Source organism: Pseudomonas sp. SDO5591_S426, assembly GCF_054070755.1.
This window is the reverse complement of sequence record NZ_JBSVXD010000138.1, coordinates 1-15,593: the sequence shown is the minus strand read 5'-3', so window position 1 is coordinate 15,593 and position 15,593 is coordinate 1. Positions and strand designations below refer to the sequence as shown.

The 15,593-nt window shown below is 59.4% G+C and carries 15 protein-coding genes; 12 read left to right on the top strand and 3 right to left on the bottom strand.

All coding sequences use genetic code 11. The features are described 5' to 3' along the window. The first annotated feature begins 181 nt into the window (after positions 1-181). The 7 genes from ACW9JC_RS22155 (at position 182) to ACW9JC_RS22125 (ending at position 8,432) form a co-directional block, all read left to right on the top strand. The gene (locus ACW9JC_RS22155) at positions 182-1,441 is read left to right on the top strand and encodes a D-mannose isomerase (protein ID WP_457457577.1); all 1,260 of its coding nucleotides are present in this window, start codon (positions 182-184) and stop codon (positions 1,439-1,441) included. Between the two features lie 117 nt (positions 1,442-1,558). After that, positions 1,559-2,851, top strand: coding sequence for an ABC transporter substrate-binding protein (locus ACW9JC_RS22150; protein ID WP_338582591.1), 1,293 nt, complete (start codon positions 1,559-1,561; stop codon positions 2,849-2,851). Between the two features lie 144 nt (positions 2,852-2,995). Then, on the top strand, positions 2,996-3,904 hold the full coding sequence (locus ACW9JC_RS22145) for a carbohydrate ABC transporter permease (protein WP_338582590.1): 909 nt from the start codon (positions 2,996-2,998) through the stop codon (positions 3,902-3,904). Next, complete coding sequence (locus ACW9JC_RS22140; protein ID WP_457457574.1) at positions 3,897-4,742, top strand: carbohydrate ABC transporter permease; 846 nt, start codon at positions 3,897-3,899, stop codon at positions 4,740-4,742. Before ACW9JC_RS22145 ends, ACW9JC_RS22140 begins: the two co-directional genes overlap by 8 nt. A gap of 2 nt (positions 4,743-4,744) precedes the next feature. Next, positions 4,745-5,905 carry an ABC transporter ATP-binding protein gene (locus ACW9JC_RS22135; RefSeq protein WP_457457572.1) on the top strand — a complete coding sequence of 387 codons (1,161 nt, stop codon included), beginning with the start codon at positions 4,745-4,747 and terminating at the stop codon, positions 5,903-5,905. 211 nt (positions 5,906-6,116) lie between these two features. Further along, positions 6,117-7,463, top strand: a complete 1,347-nt coding sequence (locus ACW9JC_RS22130; protein ID WP_338582587.1) for a carbohydrate porin — start codon at positions 6,117-6,119, stop codon at positions 7,461-7,463. A 114-nt stretch (positions 7,464-7,577) separates the two neighbouring features. After that, positions 7,578-8,432 carry a D-hexose-6-phosphate mutarotase gene (locus ACW9JC_RS22125; protein ID WP_416126195.1) on the top strand — a complete coding sequence of 285 codons (855 nt, stop codon included), beginning with the start codon at positions 7,578-7,580 and terminating at the stop codon, positions 8,430-8,432. A gap of 108 nt (positions 8,433-8,540) precedes the next feature. Here the strand turns inward: ACW9JC_RS22125 and ACW9JC_RS22120 are convergent, their stop codons facing one another. Further along, on the bottom strand, positions 8,541-9,401 hold the full coding sequence (locus ACW9JC_RS22120; protein WP_173668879.1) for a MurR/RpiR family transcriptional regulator: 861 nt from the start codon (positions 9,399-9,401) through the stop codon (positions 8,541-8,543). Between the two features lie 228 nt (positions 9,402-9,629). Between ACW9JC_RS22120 and zwf the strand changes: the two genes are divergently transcribed. The 4 genes from zwf to ACW9JC_RS22100 all read left to right on the top strand — a co-directional run bounded on the left by zwf (position 9,630) and on the right by ACW9JC_RS22100 (position 13,378). Next, a complete protein-coding gene (gene zwf, locus ACW9JC_RS22115) occupies positions 9,630-11,099 on the top strand; it encodes a glucose-6-phosphate dehydrogenase (protein WP_416126194.1) in 1,470 nt (489 codons plus the stop codon). After that, positions 11,086-11,799, top strand: a complete 714-nt coding sequence (gene pgl / locus ACW9JC_RS22110; RefSeq protein ID WP_457457569.1) for a 6-phosphogluconolactonase — start codon at positions 11,086-11,088, stop codon at positions 11,797-11,799. The genes zwf and pgl overlap by 14 nt, the downstream gene beginning before the upstream one ends. 17 nt (positions 11,800-11,816) lie before the next feature. Beyond that, on the top strand, positions 11,817-12,482 hold the full coding sequence (locus ACW9JC_RS22105) for a bifunctional 4-hydroxy-2-oxoglutarate aldolase/2-dehydro-3-deoxy-phosphogluconate aldolase (protein WP_457457567.1): 666 nt from the start codon (positions 11,817-11,819) through the stop codon (positions 12,480-12,482). A 179-nt stretch (positions 12,483-12,661) separates the two neighbouring features. After that, a complete protein-coding gene (locus ACW9JC_RS22100) occupies positions 12,662-13,378 on the top strand; it encodes an intradiol ring-cleavage dioxygenase (RefSeq protein WP_457457565.1) in 717 nt (238 codons plus the stop codon). Positions 13,379-13,380: 2 nt separating this feature from the next. On the opposite strand, the gene ACW9JC_RS22095 is transcribed toward ACW9JC_RS22100, so the two are convergent. Next, positions 13,381-14,562 (bottom strand): aminotransferase class V-fold PLP-dependent enzyme, encoded by a 1,182-nt coding sequence (locus tag ACW9JC_RS22095; protein ID WP_457457563.1) that lies wholly within the window; start codon positions 14,560-14,562, stop codon positions 13,381-13,383. 31 nt (positions 14,563-14,593) lie between these two features. Next, complete coding sequence (locus ACW9JC_RS22090) at positions 14,594-14,830, bottom strand: DUF3820 family protein (protein ID WP_457457561.1); 237 nt, start codon at positions 14,828-14,830, stop codon at positions 14,594-14,596. A gap of 203 nt (positions 14,831-15,033) precedes the next feature. Here ACW9JC_RS22090 and ACW9JC_RS22085 point away from each other — a divergent pair, with 203 nt between their 5' ends. Beyond that, on the top strand, positions 15,034-15,501 hold the full coding sequence (locus tag ACW9JC_RS22085) for a ferritin-like domain-containing protein (protein WP_338582579.1): 468 nt from the start codon (positions 15,034-15,036) through the stop codon (positions 15,499-15,501). Positions 15,502-15,593: the final 92 nt, after the last annotated feature.

Below are 15,593 nucleotides of genomic sequence, written 5' to 3'. Positions count from 1 at the left end.
CGCAGCAGTCTCTCATTTGGGGGCGCTTCGCACCCCAGCGGGAGCAAGCTCCCTCGCCACAAAACATTCCTCGCCTCAGCATTGTCACAACCCGGTGACATAACTCGCCCCCTTCGTTACAAGCCAGCCATCGCCCGTTGTTTAGACTGCCCCTCAGTCATAACAACAAAAAAGGTCTCCCATGCACACCTTCCAACCTGCTTTCAGCAGTTGGCTGAACGCACCTGCACACCAGCAATGGCTCGCTGCCGAAGGCTTGCGAATGCTGGCGTTCGCCAAGGCTTCGAAGCTGCCTGAAGGCTTCGGCAATCTCGATGAGCGCGGTCATCTGCCGGCCGACGCGCAAGCCGAAACCATGAACACCGCGCGCATGACCCACAGCTTTGCCATGGCCCACATTCAAGGCCTGCCCGGATTTGCCGAACTGGTCGATCACGGTGTCGAAGCCCTGCGCGGGCCGCTGCGCGATGCGGTGCACGGGGGCTGGTTTGCAGTGGCCGGACACCGCGACGGCAACACCGGCAAGAACGCCTACCTGCATGCCTTTGTCGCGCTGGCCGCGAGTTCCGCGGTGGTGGCGCAACGTCCCGGCGCACAGGCGTTGCTCGATGATGCCATCGACATTATCGACACCTACTTCTGGAGCGAAGAAGAGGGCGCGATGCGCGAGTCCTTCAATCGCGACTGGAGCACCGAGGAAGCCTATCGTGGCGCCAACAGCAACATGCACGCCACCGAAGCCTTTCTCGCCCTGGCCGATGTCACCGACGACAACCGCTGGCTGTGCCGTGCGCAACGCATTGTCGAGCGTGTGATCCACGGCCATGCCGCCGCCAATGACTACTTGGTGGTCGAGCATTTTGACCGCGACTGGCAACCGCTGCGCGAGTACAACCACGACAACCCGGCGGACGGTTTCCGCCCCTATGGCACCACACCGGGCCACGGCTTTGAATGGGCGCGGCTGTTGCTGCACCTCGAAGCGGCGCGGGTGCAGGCCGGCATGTTGACGCCGGGTTGGCTGGCCACCGACGCGCAAAAACTCTTCGAGCAAAATTGCCTGCATGGCTGGGACGTCGACGGCGCGCCGGGCATTGTCTACACCCTCGACTGGGACAACAAAGCGGTGGTTCGTCATCGCTTGCACTGGACTCATTGCGAAGCCAGCGCCGCCGCCAGTGCCTTGCTCAAGCGCACCGGCGATGAACAATTCGAACGCTGGTACCGACTGTTCTGGGAATTCTGTGACAGTCATTTCATCGACCGCTGCGACGGCAGCTGGCATCACGAACTCGACCCGTTGAACCGTCCAAGTGCCGATATCTGGGCCGGAAAACCAGACCTGTATCACGCCTGGCAAGCCTTGTTGATCCCGCGCCTGCCGCTGGCGCCGAGCATGGCCAGTGCGCTGGCACAGTTGTCCCAGAGCGGTTCTATGTAACCATGCAGTGACATTCGCGCGTCCCTTCGTTACCTGCGAAGGGGCTTCCCCTGTTTAAAATCCTATGCAGCGCAAGCACCAGACTTGCATGCATAACAACAAGAAAGGTACTACTAGATGAATGCGATTTCTCGCCTCGCTACTGTCATTTCTCTCGCTTCCCTGTCTGCGCTTCCCCTCAGTGTTCTTGCCGCCGAATCCAAAGGTTCCGTGGAAGTCGTGCATTGGTGGACGTCGGGTGGCGAAAAGGCAGCGGTCGATGTCCTCAAGGCCCAAGTCGAGAAAGACGGCTTCACCTGGAAGGACGGCGCAGTCGCCGGTGGTGGCGGTGCGACTGCCATGACCGTGCTGAAGAGCCGTGCCGTTGCGGGTAACCCGCCAGGCGTGGCCCAGATCAAGGGCCCGGACATTCAGGAGTGGGCGTCTACCGGCCTGCTCGACACCGATGTCCTGAAAGACGTTGCCAAATCGGAGAAGTGGGACAGCCTGCTCGACAAGAAAGTCTCCGATACCGTGAAGTACGAAGGTGATTACGTGGCCGTGCCGGTGAACATCCACCGCGTCAACTGGCTGTGGATCAACCCGGAAGTCTTCAAGAAAGCCGGCATTGAAAAACCACCTACCACCCTCGAAGAATTCTACGCCGCCGGCGACAAGCTCAAGGCAGCGGGTTTCATTCCGCTCGCCCACGGCGGTCAGCCTTGGCAGGACAGCACCGTGTTCGAAGCCGTTGTGCTCTCGGTGATGGGCGTTGATGGCTACAAGAAAGCCCTGGTCGATCTCGACAACAAAGCGCTGACCGGCCCGGAAATGGTCAAGGCTTTGACCGAACTGAAAAAAGTCGCGACCTACATGGACGCCGACGGCAAAGGTCAGGACTGGAACCTGGAAGCGGCCAAGGTCATCAACGGCAAGGCCGGCATGCAGATCATGGGTGACTGGGCCAAGTCCGAATGGACCGCCGCCAAGAAAGTCGCCGGCAAGGACTACGAGTGCGTAGCGTTCCCGGGCACCGACAAGGCCTTCACCTACAACATCGACTCTCTGGCGGTGTTCAAGCAGAAAGACGCGGGCACTGCTGCCGGTCAGCAGGACATCGCCAAAGTCGTGTTGGGTGAGAACTTCCAGAAAGTCTTCAGCATCAACAAGGGCTCGATCCCGGTGCGTAACGACATGCTGGCGGACATGGGCAAATACGGTTTCGACTCCTGCGCCCAGACTGCCGCCAAGGACTTCCTGGCAGACGCCAAGTCCGGCGGCCTGCAACCGAGCATGGCGCACAACATGGCAACCACGCTGGCGGTACAGGGCGCGTTCTTCGATGTGGTGACCAACTACATCAACGACCCGAAAGCCGACCCGGCTGACGCCGCCAAAAAACTGGGCGCAGCGGTTCAGTCGGCCAAGTAATGCCTGGCCCCTGTAGGAGCGAGCCTGCTCGCGATGGCGGACTGTCAGACACCAGATGTGTGAACTGACACAACGCAATCGCCAGCAGGCTGGCTCCCACAGGGAGCGCACTTGTAATCCTAATTCCCTATTCTGGATTTCCCCATGAGTTCTGTTGCTGTGTTCAGCAAGGCCTCGCCGTTCGATGCATTGCAACGCTGGCTTCCAAAACTGGTGCTGGCGCCGAGCATGTTCATCGTTCTGGTGGGCTTCTATGGCTACATCCTGTGGACGTTCGTTCTGTCGTTCACGACCTCGACATTCCTGCCGAACTACAAGTGGGCGGGCCTGGCGCAATACGCACGGTTGTTCGACAACGACCGCTGGTGGGTGGCGAGCAAGAACCTGGCGCTGTTCGGCGGCATGTTCATCGGCATCACGCTGGTGATCGGCGTGACACTGGCGATTTTCCTCGACCAGAAAATCCGTCGCGAAGGTTTCATCCGCACCATTTACCTGTACCCGATGGCGCTCTCGATGATCGTCACCGGTACTGCCTGGAAATGGCTGCTCAACCCGGGCATGGGCCTGGACAAATTGTTGCGTGACTGGGGCTGGGAAGGCTTCCGTCTGGACTGGCTGATCGACCCGGACCGCGTGGTGTATTGCCTGGTGATCGCAGCGGTCTGGCAAGCCTCGGGCTTCATCATGGCGATGTTCCTGGCCGGCCTGCGCGGTGTGGATCAATCGATCATCCGTGCCGCGCAGATCGATGGCGCGAGCATGCCGACGATCTACTGGAAAGTGGTGCTGCCGAGCCTGCGCCCGGTGTTCTTCAGTGCAGTGATGATTCTGGCGCACATCGCGATCAAGAGTTTTGACCTGGTGGCGGCCATGACGGCCGGTGGCCCGGGTTATTCCTCCGACCTGCCGGCGATGTTCATGTACTCCTTCACGTTCAGTCGCGGCCAGATGGGCATGGGCTCGGCCAGTGCGATTCTGATGCTCGGTGCGATTCTCGCAATCATCGTGCCTTACCTGTACTCCGAGCTGAGGACCAAGCGTCATGACTAGTCTCGCTGCCAAACCTGCCATCAGCCTGAGTCGCATCGCGATCTACGCGGTGCTGATCCTCGCCGTATTGCTTTACCTGATTCCATTGATGGTCATGCTGTTGACCAGCTTCAAGACCCCGGAAGACATCAGCACCGGCAACCTGCTGAGCTGGCCGACCGTGGTCACCGGCATCGGCTGGGTCAAGGCCTGGGCCACGGTCGACGGTTACTTCTGGAACTCGATCAAGATCACTGTTCCGGCGGTGCTGATTTCGACGGCGATCGGCGCGTTGAACGGCTATGTGCTGTCAATGTGGCGCTTCCGTGGTTCGCAGTTGTTCTTCGGTCTGCTGCTGTTCGGTTGCTTCCTGCCGTTCCAGACCGTGCTGCTGCCGGCGTCGTTCACCCTCGGCAAGATGGGCCTGGCAAGCACCACCACCGGGCTGGTGTTCGTGCACGTGGTTTACGGCCTGGCATTCACCACGCTGTTCTTCCGCAACTACTACGTGAGCATTCCGGGTGCACTGGTGAAGGCTGCCCGCCTCGACGGCGCAGGTTTCTTCACCATCTTCCGCCGGATCATTCTGCCGATGTCGACGCCGATCATCATGGTTTGCCTGATCTGGCAGTTCACCCAGATCTGGAACGACTTCCTGTTCGGCGTGGTGTTCTCCAGCGGTGATTCGCAACCGATCACGGTCGCGCTGAACAACCTGGTCAACACCAGCACCGGCGCCAAGGAATACAACGTTGATATGGCAGCGGCGATGATCGCCGGGCTGCCGACCCTGCTGGTCTATGTGGTCGCAGGCAAGTATTTCGTGCGCGGTCTGACGGCCGGCGCAGTCAAGGGGTAATCATGGCAACGCTCGAACTTCGCAATGTAAACAAGACCTATGGCGCCGGCCTGCCGGACACCTTGAAGAACATCGAACTGTCGATCAAGGACGGTGAGTTCCTGATCCTGGTCGGGCCTTCGGGTTGCGGTAAATCGACCCTGATGAACTGCATCGCCGGTCTGGAAACCATCACTGGCGGCGCGATCATGATCGGCGATCAGGACGTCAGCGGCATGAGCCCCAAGGATCGCGACATCGCCATGGTGTTCCAGTCCTACGCGCTGTACCCGACCATGAGCGTGCGCGAGAACATCGAATTCGGTCTGAAAATCCGCAAGATGAATCAGTCGGCCATCGACGAGGAAGTCGCCCGGGTGGCCAAGCTGTTGCAGATCGAACACCTGCTCAATCGCAAGCCTGGCCAACTCTCTGGCGGCCAGCAACAGCGCGTGGCCATGGGCCGTGCCCTGGCGCGTCGACCGAAGATTTATCTGTTCGACGAACCGCTGTCCAACCTCGACGCCAAGCTGCGGGTCGAGATGCGCACCGAAATGAAACTGATGCACCAGCGCCTGAAAACCACCACGGTCTACGTGACTCACGACCAGATCGAAGCCATGACCCTGGGCGACAAGGTTGCGGTGATGAAGGACGGGATCATCCAGCAGTTCGGTACGCCGAAAGACATCTACAACAACCCGGCCAATCTGTTTGTGGCGAGCTTCATTGGCTCGCCGCCGATGAACTTCATTCCGTTGCGCCTGCAACGCAAGGACGGTCGACTTGTCGCGCTGCTGGACAGTGGCCAGGCGCGTTGCGAGCTGCCGATGAGCATGCAGGATGCCGGACTGGAAGACCGCGAAGTGATCCTCGGCCTGCGTCCTGAGCAGATCATGCTGGCGAACGGCGATGCCAATGGATTGCCGACCATTCGCGCCGAAGTCCAGGTTACCGAGCCGACCGGCCCGGACACGCTGGTGTTCGTCAATCTCAACGAAACCAAGGTCTGCTGCCGTCTGGCGCCGGACGTGGCACCGCAGGTTGGCGAGACCCTGACCCTGCAATTCGATCCGGCGAAAGTGCTGCTGTTCGATGCCAATACTGGCGAGCGCCTGGGGGTTGCCGCCTTACCGAAAACCGAATCGCACGCCGCCAACGTCGCGCAATTCAAAGGTCGCTGAAGATCAAAAAAACTGTAGGAGCGAGCTTGCTCGCGATGTTCTCGAAGGCGCCGCATTTCTCCAGAAAGCACGCGTCATCGTTTGCGTCCATCGCGAGCAAGCTCGCTCCTACAGGTGGGGGAATCCGTGATGCGCGGCCTGTCGCGTGTCGCAACTGATGTAACCGCGTTAGAAAAAGAAAAGTTAATAACAATAAAACGAGGATGTAGGGATGAAGAAGAAGAACAGCGCTCAGCTTATCTGCCAGTTGTCTGCCATTGCAGCAATGACACTGGCCGGTAGCGTCCACGCGGCTGACGCGTTTAGCGCCGATTCAGAATGGATGACCGGGGATTGGGGTGGCGAACGAACCAAGCTGATCGAGCAGGGCATCGACATCAAGATGGATTACGTCGGTGAAGTGGGCGGCAACCTTCATGGCGGGTTCAACAACGACAAGACTGCGCGCTACTCCGACCAGTTCGGCCTGGGCGCGGCACTGGACCTTGAGAAGCTGTTCGGCTGGGACAACACCCAGGCCAAGATCCAGCTGACCAACCGTAACGGTGAAAACATCTCAAACGACCGTGTCGGCGACCCGCGTGCCGGCACCTTGAGTTCCTCGCAGGAAGTCTACGGCCGTGGCCACATGGTCCGTCTGACCCAGTTGTGGATCAAGCATCAGTTCCTCGACAACAAACTGGACGTCAAGGCCGGTTACTTCGGTGAAGGCGAAGACTTCAACACCTTCCCGTGCGAATTCCAGAACCTGGCGTTCTGCGGTTCCCAAGTGGGTAACTGGGCGACCAACATCTGGTACAACTGGCCGGTCAGCCAAGCGGCGATCCGCGTGAAGTACAACATCTCGCCTGAGTGGTATGCGCAGATCGGCGCGTACAACCAGAACCCGTCGCAGCTGGAACACGGTAACGGCTTCAAGCTCAGCGGCAGCGGTACTGCCGGCACCGTCCTGCCGGTCGAACTGGTCTGGCTGCCTAACCCAGGCAACCTGCCGGGCGAATACCGTGTCGGTTACTACAAAAGCACGGCCAGCGCCGATGACGTTCGCGAAGATGACAACGGCGACGATGCAGCCACCAGCGGCAACGCCTATCGCAGCCACAGCAGCAAGCACGGCTACTGGTTCGTTGCACAACAGCAACTCACCAGCCATAACGGTGACGCCAGCCGCGGTCTGAACATCGCCGCCAACGCAACTTTCCACGACAAGGACACCAACATCGTCGACAACTACCAGTCGCTGATGTTCGTGTACAAAGGCCCGTTCGACGCCCGTCCGAAAGATGACCTGGGCATCGGTTTCGCCCGTATCCATGTCAACGATGACGTGAAGAAAAACGCCGAGCTGACCAACGCCGCCAATGGTGTGAGCAACTACGAAGATCCATTGTTCTCGCCGCTGCGTGAGACCGAATACAACTACGAGCTCAACTACGGTTTCCACGTTACCAACTGGCTGACCGTGCGTCCCAACCTGCAGTACATCACTCACCCGGGTGGTGTGGATGAAGTCGACAATGCTTTGGTCGCCGGCCTGAAAATTCAGTCGGTGTTCTAACGCGACTGCGATAAGCTCCTCTCTATGTGCGCATTTTTGCGGACAGCCAAGGCTGTCCGCTTTTTTTTGGGGCGGGCGCACCCCGGTAACAGATGATTTTCAGGACCGTGGCACATGCTTGAGCATCCGCTACAACGCTTCTTCAAATCCTTGCGCGAACGTCCGGTGTTCGCGTGGGAGCGCTATCAGAAGCGCGACGTGTTGGTGATTGATCATCCGCTGTGTCAGGCGGTGTTCAGTCGTCAGGGCGCGCAGTTGCTGCACTTCCAGCCCAAGGACCAAAAGCCATGGTTGTGGTGCGCGGCGAAGTGGCCGCAGGTCGGCGCGATTCGCGGTGGCGTGCCGGTGTGTTGGCCGTGGTATGGCCGGCATCCGAGCGAAAACGCCTGGCCGTCCCATGGTTGGGCGCGCTTGCTCGACTGGAAGTTGATCGACAGCAGCAGCGACGACGATGGCGTGCGCCTGCATTGGCAGCTGGAGCTGTGCGACTGGCAAGTGGACCTGCATGCGCACTTGGGCGAACGTATGGATTTGCGCCTGAGTACCGAGCATCAGGACGACATGCCGTGCCAGCTGAGTCAGGCGTTGCACGCTTACTGGCGTATTGGTGACGTTGGTGAGGTAGCGCTGTCTGGGCTCGAAGGCGCGCAAGGTTACGACCAGTTGAACCGCCAGGTTTGCCAGCAGGAAGGCGAGTTGCGGGTGGATGGCGGCTGTCAGCGGGTGTTCCAGCATGACGGCGAGTTGCAGCTCAATGACCACGCCTGGGATCGGGCGTTGTGCATCGATACTGGCGATACGGCTGACACGGTGGTCTGGCATCCGGGCTCACGGCCGTTGCTGGGCGTGAGCTGGAACGAGATATCCGAATTTGTTTGCGTGGAGGCCGCCAGCGGCGGCACCGATAGCCTGTGCCTGAAGCCGGGGGAGCGGGCGCATTTGAGTTTGCAGGCGCGGGTGGGGGTGTAAAGAAGATCAAAAGATCGCAGCCTTCGGCAGCTCCTACAAAGAACGGCGCGTGTACACCTGTAGGAGCTGTCGAGTGAAACGAGGCTGCGATCTTTTACTCGAAGCGTCCTAATTAAACTCGTCACCCACGGGATACCGGCTCGCATTCAAACTCTCTTTGATCTTGCGCAAATGCGGCTGGAAATCCACCCCGCGACGCAAGGTCATGCCGGTGGCGAGCACATCGAGCACGGTCAGTTGAATGATCCGCGAAGTCATCGGCATGTAGATGTCGGTGTCTTCCGGCAGCGGAATGTTCAGGCTCAACGTACTGGCCTTGGCCAGCGGTGAATTCTCTGCGGTCAAGCCGAGTACCGAAGCGCCGTTCTCCCGGGCGATACGTGCCACTTCCACCAGTTCGCGGGTGCGGCCGGTGTAGGAAATGATCACGAACAATTCGCCGGTATGCGCCACCGAGGCAATCATGCGCTGCATCAGCACATCGGCATGGGCGGTCACGGCCAGGTTGAAACGGAAGAACTTGTGCTGCGCATCCAGCGCCACCGGGGCCGAGGCGCCGAGGCCGAAGAAATGGATTTGCCGGGCCTGGATCAACAGGTCGACGGCGCGGCTGATCAGGTTCGGGTCCAGTGCCTGCAAGGCGCTGTCCAGGGACGCAATGGCGCTGCCGAAAATCTTCTTGGTATACGCTTCCGGATTGTCGTCAGCCTCAACCGCTCGACTGACATAGGCGGCGCCGCTGGCCAGGCTCTGGGCCAACTGAAGCTTCAACTCGGGGTAGCCGCTGACACCAAACGACCGGCAGAAACGGTTGACCGTCGGCTCGCTGACCGAAGCGGCCTGGGCGAGGGCGGCGATGCTGAAACGGGTGGCCTGCTGTGGGTTGAGCAGGATCACCTCGGCGACTTTGCGTTCGGCCTTGTTCAACTCTTCAAGGCGACTCTGGATCTGTTCCAGTAAATTTCGCACGCGGTCCATATGAGTATCCTTGATTCACCTGCGCCGATAAGCGCGCGGCTAATGCAAAAAGGGCCTTTGGTGTGGCCCATAACGGTGGCCTATCCTACTGATGGCTCCGACCGACCACCACTCGGAATCTGTATTTTGCGAAAATGTTGTGGTTATTACTACATTTTCCCTTGAGTGATGCCTTGAAAAAAGGTATTTGTAGCTTAACTTGATAAAAGAACAAACATCATGCTCTCGATTACGGTTGAACCGTGCACCTTTGCCTTGTTCGGCGCCCTCGGCGATCTGGCCCTGCGAAAGTTGTTTCCTGCCCTTTATCAACTTGACGGCGCCGGCCTCTTGCACGAGGACACGCGGATCATCGCGCTGGCCCGGGAGCCTGGCAGCGAGCAGGAGCACCTGACGTTCATCGCCTCCGAGCTGCGCCGCTACGTCGGTGCCAAAGAGCTGGACGAAGCTGTGGTCGAGCGTTTTCTCGCACGCCTGACTTATCTGCATGTCGATTTCCTCAAGTCCGAAGACTACGTCGCCCTGGCTGAAATGGCCGGCAGCTCGCAGCGGGTCATTGCCTACTTTGCGACCCCGGCCGCCGTTTACGGGGCAATCTGCGAAAACCTGGCGAAGGTCGGTCTGGCGGAAAATACCCGCGTGGTGCTGGAAAAACCCATTGGCTCGGACCTGGAATCCTCGCGCAAGGTCAATGACGCCGTGGCGCAGTTCTTCCCGGAAAACCGCACCTACCGCATCGACCACTATCTGGGCAAAGAAACCGTCCAGAACCTGATCGCCCTGCGTTTCGCCAACAGCCTGTTCGAAACCCAGTGGAACCAGAATTACATCTCCCACGTGGAAATCACCGTGGCTGAAAAGGTCGGGATCGAGGGCCGCTGGGGTTACTTCGACAAGGCCGGTCAGCTGCGGGACATGATCCAGAATCACCTGCTGCAACTGCTCTGCCTGATCGCCATGGACCCGCCGGCCGACTTGTCCGCCGATAGCATCCGCGACGAGAAAGTCAAAGTGCTCAAGGCGCTGGCGCCGATCAGCCCGGAAGGCCTGACTACCCAAGTGGTACGCGGCCAGTACATCGCCGGTTACAGCGAAGGCAAAGCGGTGCCGGGCTATCTGGAAGAACCGAATTCCAACACCCAGAGCGACACCGAAACCTTCGTTGCCCTGCGTGCCGACATCCGCAACTGGCGCTGGGCCGGCGTGCCGTTCTACCTGCGCACCGGCAAGCGCATGCCGCAAAAACTGTCGCAGATCGTCATCCACTTCAAGGAACCGTCGCACTACATCTTCGCTCCCGAGCAGCGCCTGCAAATCAGCAACAAGCTGATTATCCGCCTGCAACCGGACGAAGGCATTTCCTTGCGTGTGATGACCAAAGATCAAGGCCTGGACAAGGGCATGCAGCTGCGCAGCGGTCCGTTGCAGCTGAATTTTTCCGACACCTGGAGCAGCGCACGGATTCCCGATGCCTACGAGCGGTTGTTGCTGGAAGTGATGCGCGGCAATCAGAACCTGTTTGTCCGTAAAGATGAAATCGAAGCCGCGTGGAATTGGTGTGACCAGTTGATCGCCGGGTGGAAAAAGTCCGGTGATGCGCCCAAGCCGTACGCGGCCGGGTCCTGGGGGCCGATGAGCTCCATTGCTCTGATCACGCGGGATGGGAGGTCGTGGTATGGCGATATCTGATTTGAAACTGCCTCAGGGTGTCAGCACCCATGAGTTCAAGAGCCCGACGCTGCTGGCCGAAGGCCTGGCACTGAAGGTGGCCAAACAATTGAGCGATGCGATCGACGCCCAGGGCACTGCGACCCTGGTGGTGTCCGGTGGCCGCAGCCCGGTGGCGTTTTTCCAGCACCTGGCCAAGCAGGCGCTGGACTGGTCGAACGTGGTCGTCAGCCTGGCTGACGAACGCTGGGTGCCGGTTGAGCACGCCGATAGCAATGCCGGCCTGATCAAGCGCTACCTGTTGCAAGGCCCGGCGGCCAAAGCTCAGTTCCTGAGCCTGTACAGCGCTGCCGCCAATCTCGATCAAGCCGCCGATCACGCCGACCGTTTGCTCTCCGAGTTGCCGGTGATCGACGTGTTGGTGTTGGGCATGGGCGACGACGGCCACACCGCGTCGCTGTTCCCCAACAGCCCGAACCTTGCCGAAGCCTTGCAGGCCGACGGCATTCGTCGCTGCTACCCGATGCTGGCGCCGACCGTGCCGCATCAGCGCCTGACCATGAGCCGGGCGTTGCTGGCCTCGGCCAAGCACAAAATTCTGTCGATTTCCGGTCAGTCGAAGCTGACCACCCTGAATACCGCACTGGCCGGTGACGATGTCGCCGCAATGCCGATTCGCGCTTTTCTGCAACCCACGTTAGAGATTTACTGGTGCCCATGAGCCAAGGAACAGCCGCTATGAAAAACCCATCCCCGACCGTTTCCATGGCGGATAAAGTTGCCCTGATCGACAGCCTCTGCGCCAAGGCGCGGATCCTGCCGGTGATCACCATTGCCCGCGAGCAGGATGTCCTGCCGCTGGCCGATGCCCTCGCCGCCGGTGGCCTGACCGCCCTGGAAGTGACCCTGCGTTCGCAGTTCGGCCTCAAGGCCATCCAGATCCTGCGCGAGCAGCGTCCGGAACTGATGACCGGTGCCGGCACCGTGCTCGACCGCCAGATGCTGGCCGCGGCCGAAGCGGCGGGCTCGCAGTTCATCGTCACGCCAGGCATCACCCGCGATCTGCTGGAAGCCAGCGTCGCCAGTCCGATTCCGTTGTTGCCGGGCATCAGCAATGCCTCGGGCATCATGGAAGGCTACGGTCTGGGCTATCGCCGCTTCAAGCTGTTCCCGGCGGAAGTCAGCGGCGGCGTCGCAGCCATCAAGGCCCTGGGCGGCCCGTTCGGCGAAGTGAAATTCTGCCCGACCGGCGGCGTCGGTCCGGCCAACATCAAGAGCTACATGGCGCTGAAAAACGTCATGTGCGTGGGCGGTAGCTGGATGCTTGATCCGGAGTGGATCAAGAACGGCGACTGGGCCCGCATTCAGGAATGCACCGCCGAGGCATTGGCGCTGCTGGACTGATCGCTTCACCCGACACTTCGTTGTGTGTTCTACGGCTTTACGGTGCGCTTGGTCGGTGCACCGTTTTTTTTTGCCCCAGAAAACGATGCCTCCACAAGGACATCCTGCGATACATAGTTACCGCACCCCCTGAATCGACCAGTGCTAGCCTGCGTTCATCTTATGGAAGAGAGAACGTCATGGACGCCTACACCTCAGCATCACCCGTTTACCTGCTTTCCCCGGAGCAGATCGCCGGGCCGTACTTCCGCAATCCGAAACTGATCCGCCGCAACATCAGCGAAGGCGCCGACGGCATTCCGTTGGTGCTGCGCTTGAAAATCGTCGATGCCATGACCGCTCAACCGGTCACTGATGCGCTGGTGGATATCTGGCACTGCAATGCGCGCGGGTCCTATTCGGGCTGGAGCAAAATCAATCCGGACCTTGAAGCCGACGTCGGCGATATCGGCGCGATCCCGCGAACCGACGACGACACGTACTTGCGTGGCGGGCAGTTCACCGACAAGTCGGGCAACGTACGCTTTACCAGCATCTTTCCGGGTTTCTATGCCGGCCGCGCCCTGCATATTCATGTCGCCGTGCGAATCACCTCGGGCAACAACTATCTCGAAGAACGGCACGTGGCCTGGGTGGGGCAACTGTACTTTCCGGAAGTGGCCTCGCGCTCGGTGCTCGGCAGCCGCCAATACAGTGGCCGTGCCGCGACAGCGCTGACCAACCAGCAGGATTACTTTTACACCACCATGGGCGGGGAAGACTCGACCCTGAAGATTCACACACTGGGTCGCGATTCCAATGAAGACGGATTTTTCGGGCAGATGACCATCGGCATCGACACCTTTGCGGTGTCGACGCAAATCAGGCCCGAGGACTTCGACAAATACACCGTGTGACGTCAGCGCAGTTCGATCAGCGCCGTGGTCAAGCGCTTCATGTCGTCAGCGGTAGTGGTCAGCCCCGGTGTAATCCGGATGCACGGACCACACGCCGCGCCGCTGCGTACCACGGTGAACAGGTTGTATTCGTTGAGCAGTCGCTCGACCATCACTTGTTGATCGGCATGCGCGGTAAAACGCATCGCCGTGATGCCGCAATACAGCCGTGGATCGTCCGGGGTCAGGACTTCGATGCCCGGCACTTCGCGCACTGCTCCGGCCCACAGGTTACGCAGGTAGTTGAGGCGCGTGCCTTTGGCGGGTGAACCACCCATGGCCCAATGCTCTTCGAGCACCAGTGGCAGGGTCAGCAGCGCCGGGATATTCGGTGTGCTGTACGGCGTGCGGGCGCGAATGTCGGTGATCGGGAAATGCATTTCGCCCATGTCGGGATCGATGTCGGCCAGGCGCTCCGGGGCGATGTAGAGAAAGCCCAGGGTCAGCGGCGCACCGATCCACTTGTGCAGGTTGTAGGCGGCGAAAGAAATGCCCAGTTCATCAAGGTCGAATTCGACCTGGCCGAGCGCGTGGGCGCCGTCGAGGATCACATCGATGCCATGTTCCTTGGCAGCGGCGGCAATCGCTTGCACCGGCATCACCAGACCGGTGCGGTGGGTGACGTGGGTCAGTGTCATCAACTTGAGTCGCGGATAACGCGCGAAGGTCTCGCGGTAGGTGCTCAGCAAACTGTCGAAACTGGCGGGATGCGTATGATCGATCTCGATCACTTCGACCCCGTGATGACGTGCCAGCCAGCGCATGGCGCCCTTCACCGTGTCGTATTCCAGATCGCAGATCAGCACCTGGTCGCCCGGTTGCAGCCGATTGTAATTGCGGATCAACGATTGCAAACCGTCGGAGGCGTTGCGGGTGAGGGCGATGCTCTCGCCGGGCATACCGATCAGCTTGGCCACCTGCGCCTGGATCTTCACGCTCTCGCCCTGTTCGAAACGCTGGCGCACATGAACCGAATTGCCGCGGTTGATCAGCTCGATGTTGCGCTGATATTCCTCGACCACCGTGCGCGACATGCGCCCGAAGTAACCGTTTTCCAGATTGATCGGACCGGGTTGCAGGTCGTAGCGATCGGCAAAGGTCCGCCAAAAAGCTTCATCTCGGGCGCGGCGGGTATTGTCGGGCATGGGCTACTCAATCTGGGGCGGGATTAATGAATCAGTGGCGAGGCGCGGGTTTGCCATGTTTGGCACGTATCGGTTCGAGCAGTTCCGACAAACCGTTGTGGTCGATTTCCTGCATCAAGGCCAGCAAGCCGCCCAATTCGCCATGGGGGAAACCTTCTCGGGCGAACCAGTTCAGGTAGGGGCCGGGCAAGTCCGCGATGATGCGGCCCTTGTATTTGCCAAAGGGCATTTCGCGAGTTATCAGCAGTTCGAGCTTTTCAGGGTTCATCACGCAGTCGTCTTGATTCGGTCAGTCTGGAAAATACAGGCATTCTGCATGCAGGCCAATTGACAGATCATGCAAAAAAAACGGATACAGATTTTCTGAATAAAGTTAACTATTTGAAAAATATCAGGAAATTAATCGTTTCGAAGCTGGCATGCGCTCTGCAATGAGTAAGTCATCTTTCATCAACCGCAAGGAATTGAAAAATGACCGACATGAATAAAGAAGCGATCTCTGTACTCAACGACCTGATTGAAACCAGCAAAGACGGTCAGGAAGGGTTCAAGACTTGCGCTGAAGACATCAAACACCCTGAACTCAAAACCCTGTTCGTGCAACGTTCCGCTGACTGTGCAGCCGCTGCGTCGGAATTGCAGAGTGCCGTGCGTTCGATGGGTGGCGATCCAGAAACTTCAACCAGTGTCAGCGGCGACTTGCACCGTCGCTGGGTCGACGTGAAGTCGATGTTCACCGGCAAGGACGAAGAGGCGGTACTCAATGAAGCCGAGCGTGGTGAAGACCATGCACTGAAGGCTTATCGGGACGCCATGGAGAAAATCAACAAGCACAACCTGGTGGGCATTCGTGACATCGTTGAGCGCCAGTACCACGGCGTGCAACGCAATCATGATCAGGTGAAAGCGCTGCGTAACCAGGCTCGCGCACGTTCGTAAGCGTTTTTTACAAGATCAAAAGATCGCAGCCTGCGGTAGCTCCTACAGGGGAATAGGGCGTTTAGAGTTCGACTTTCACCCAACTGACCGGC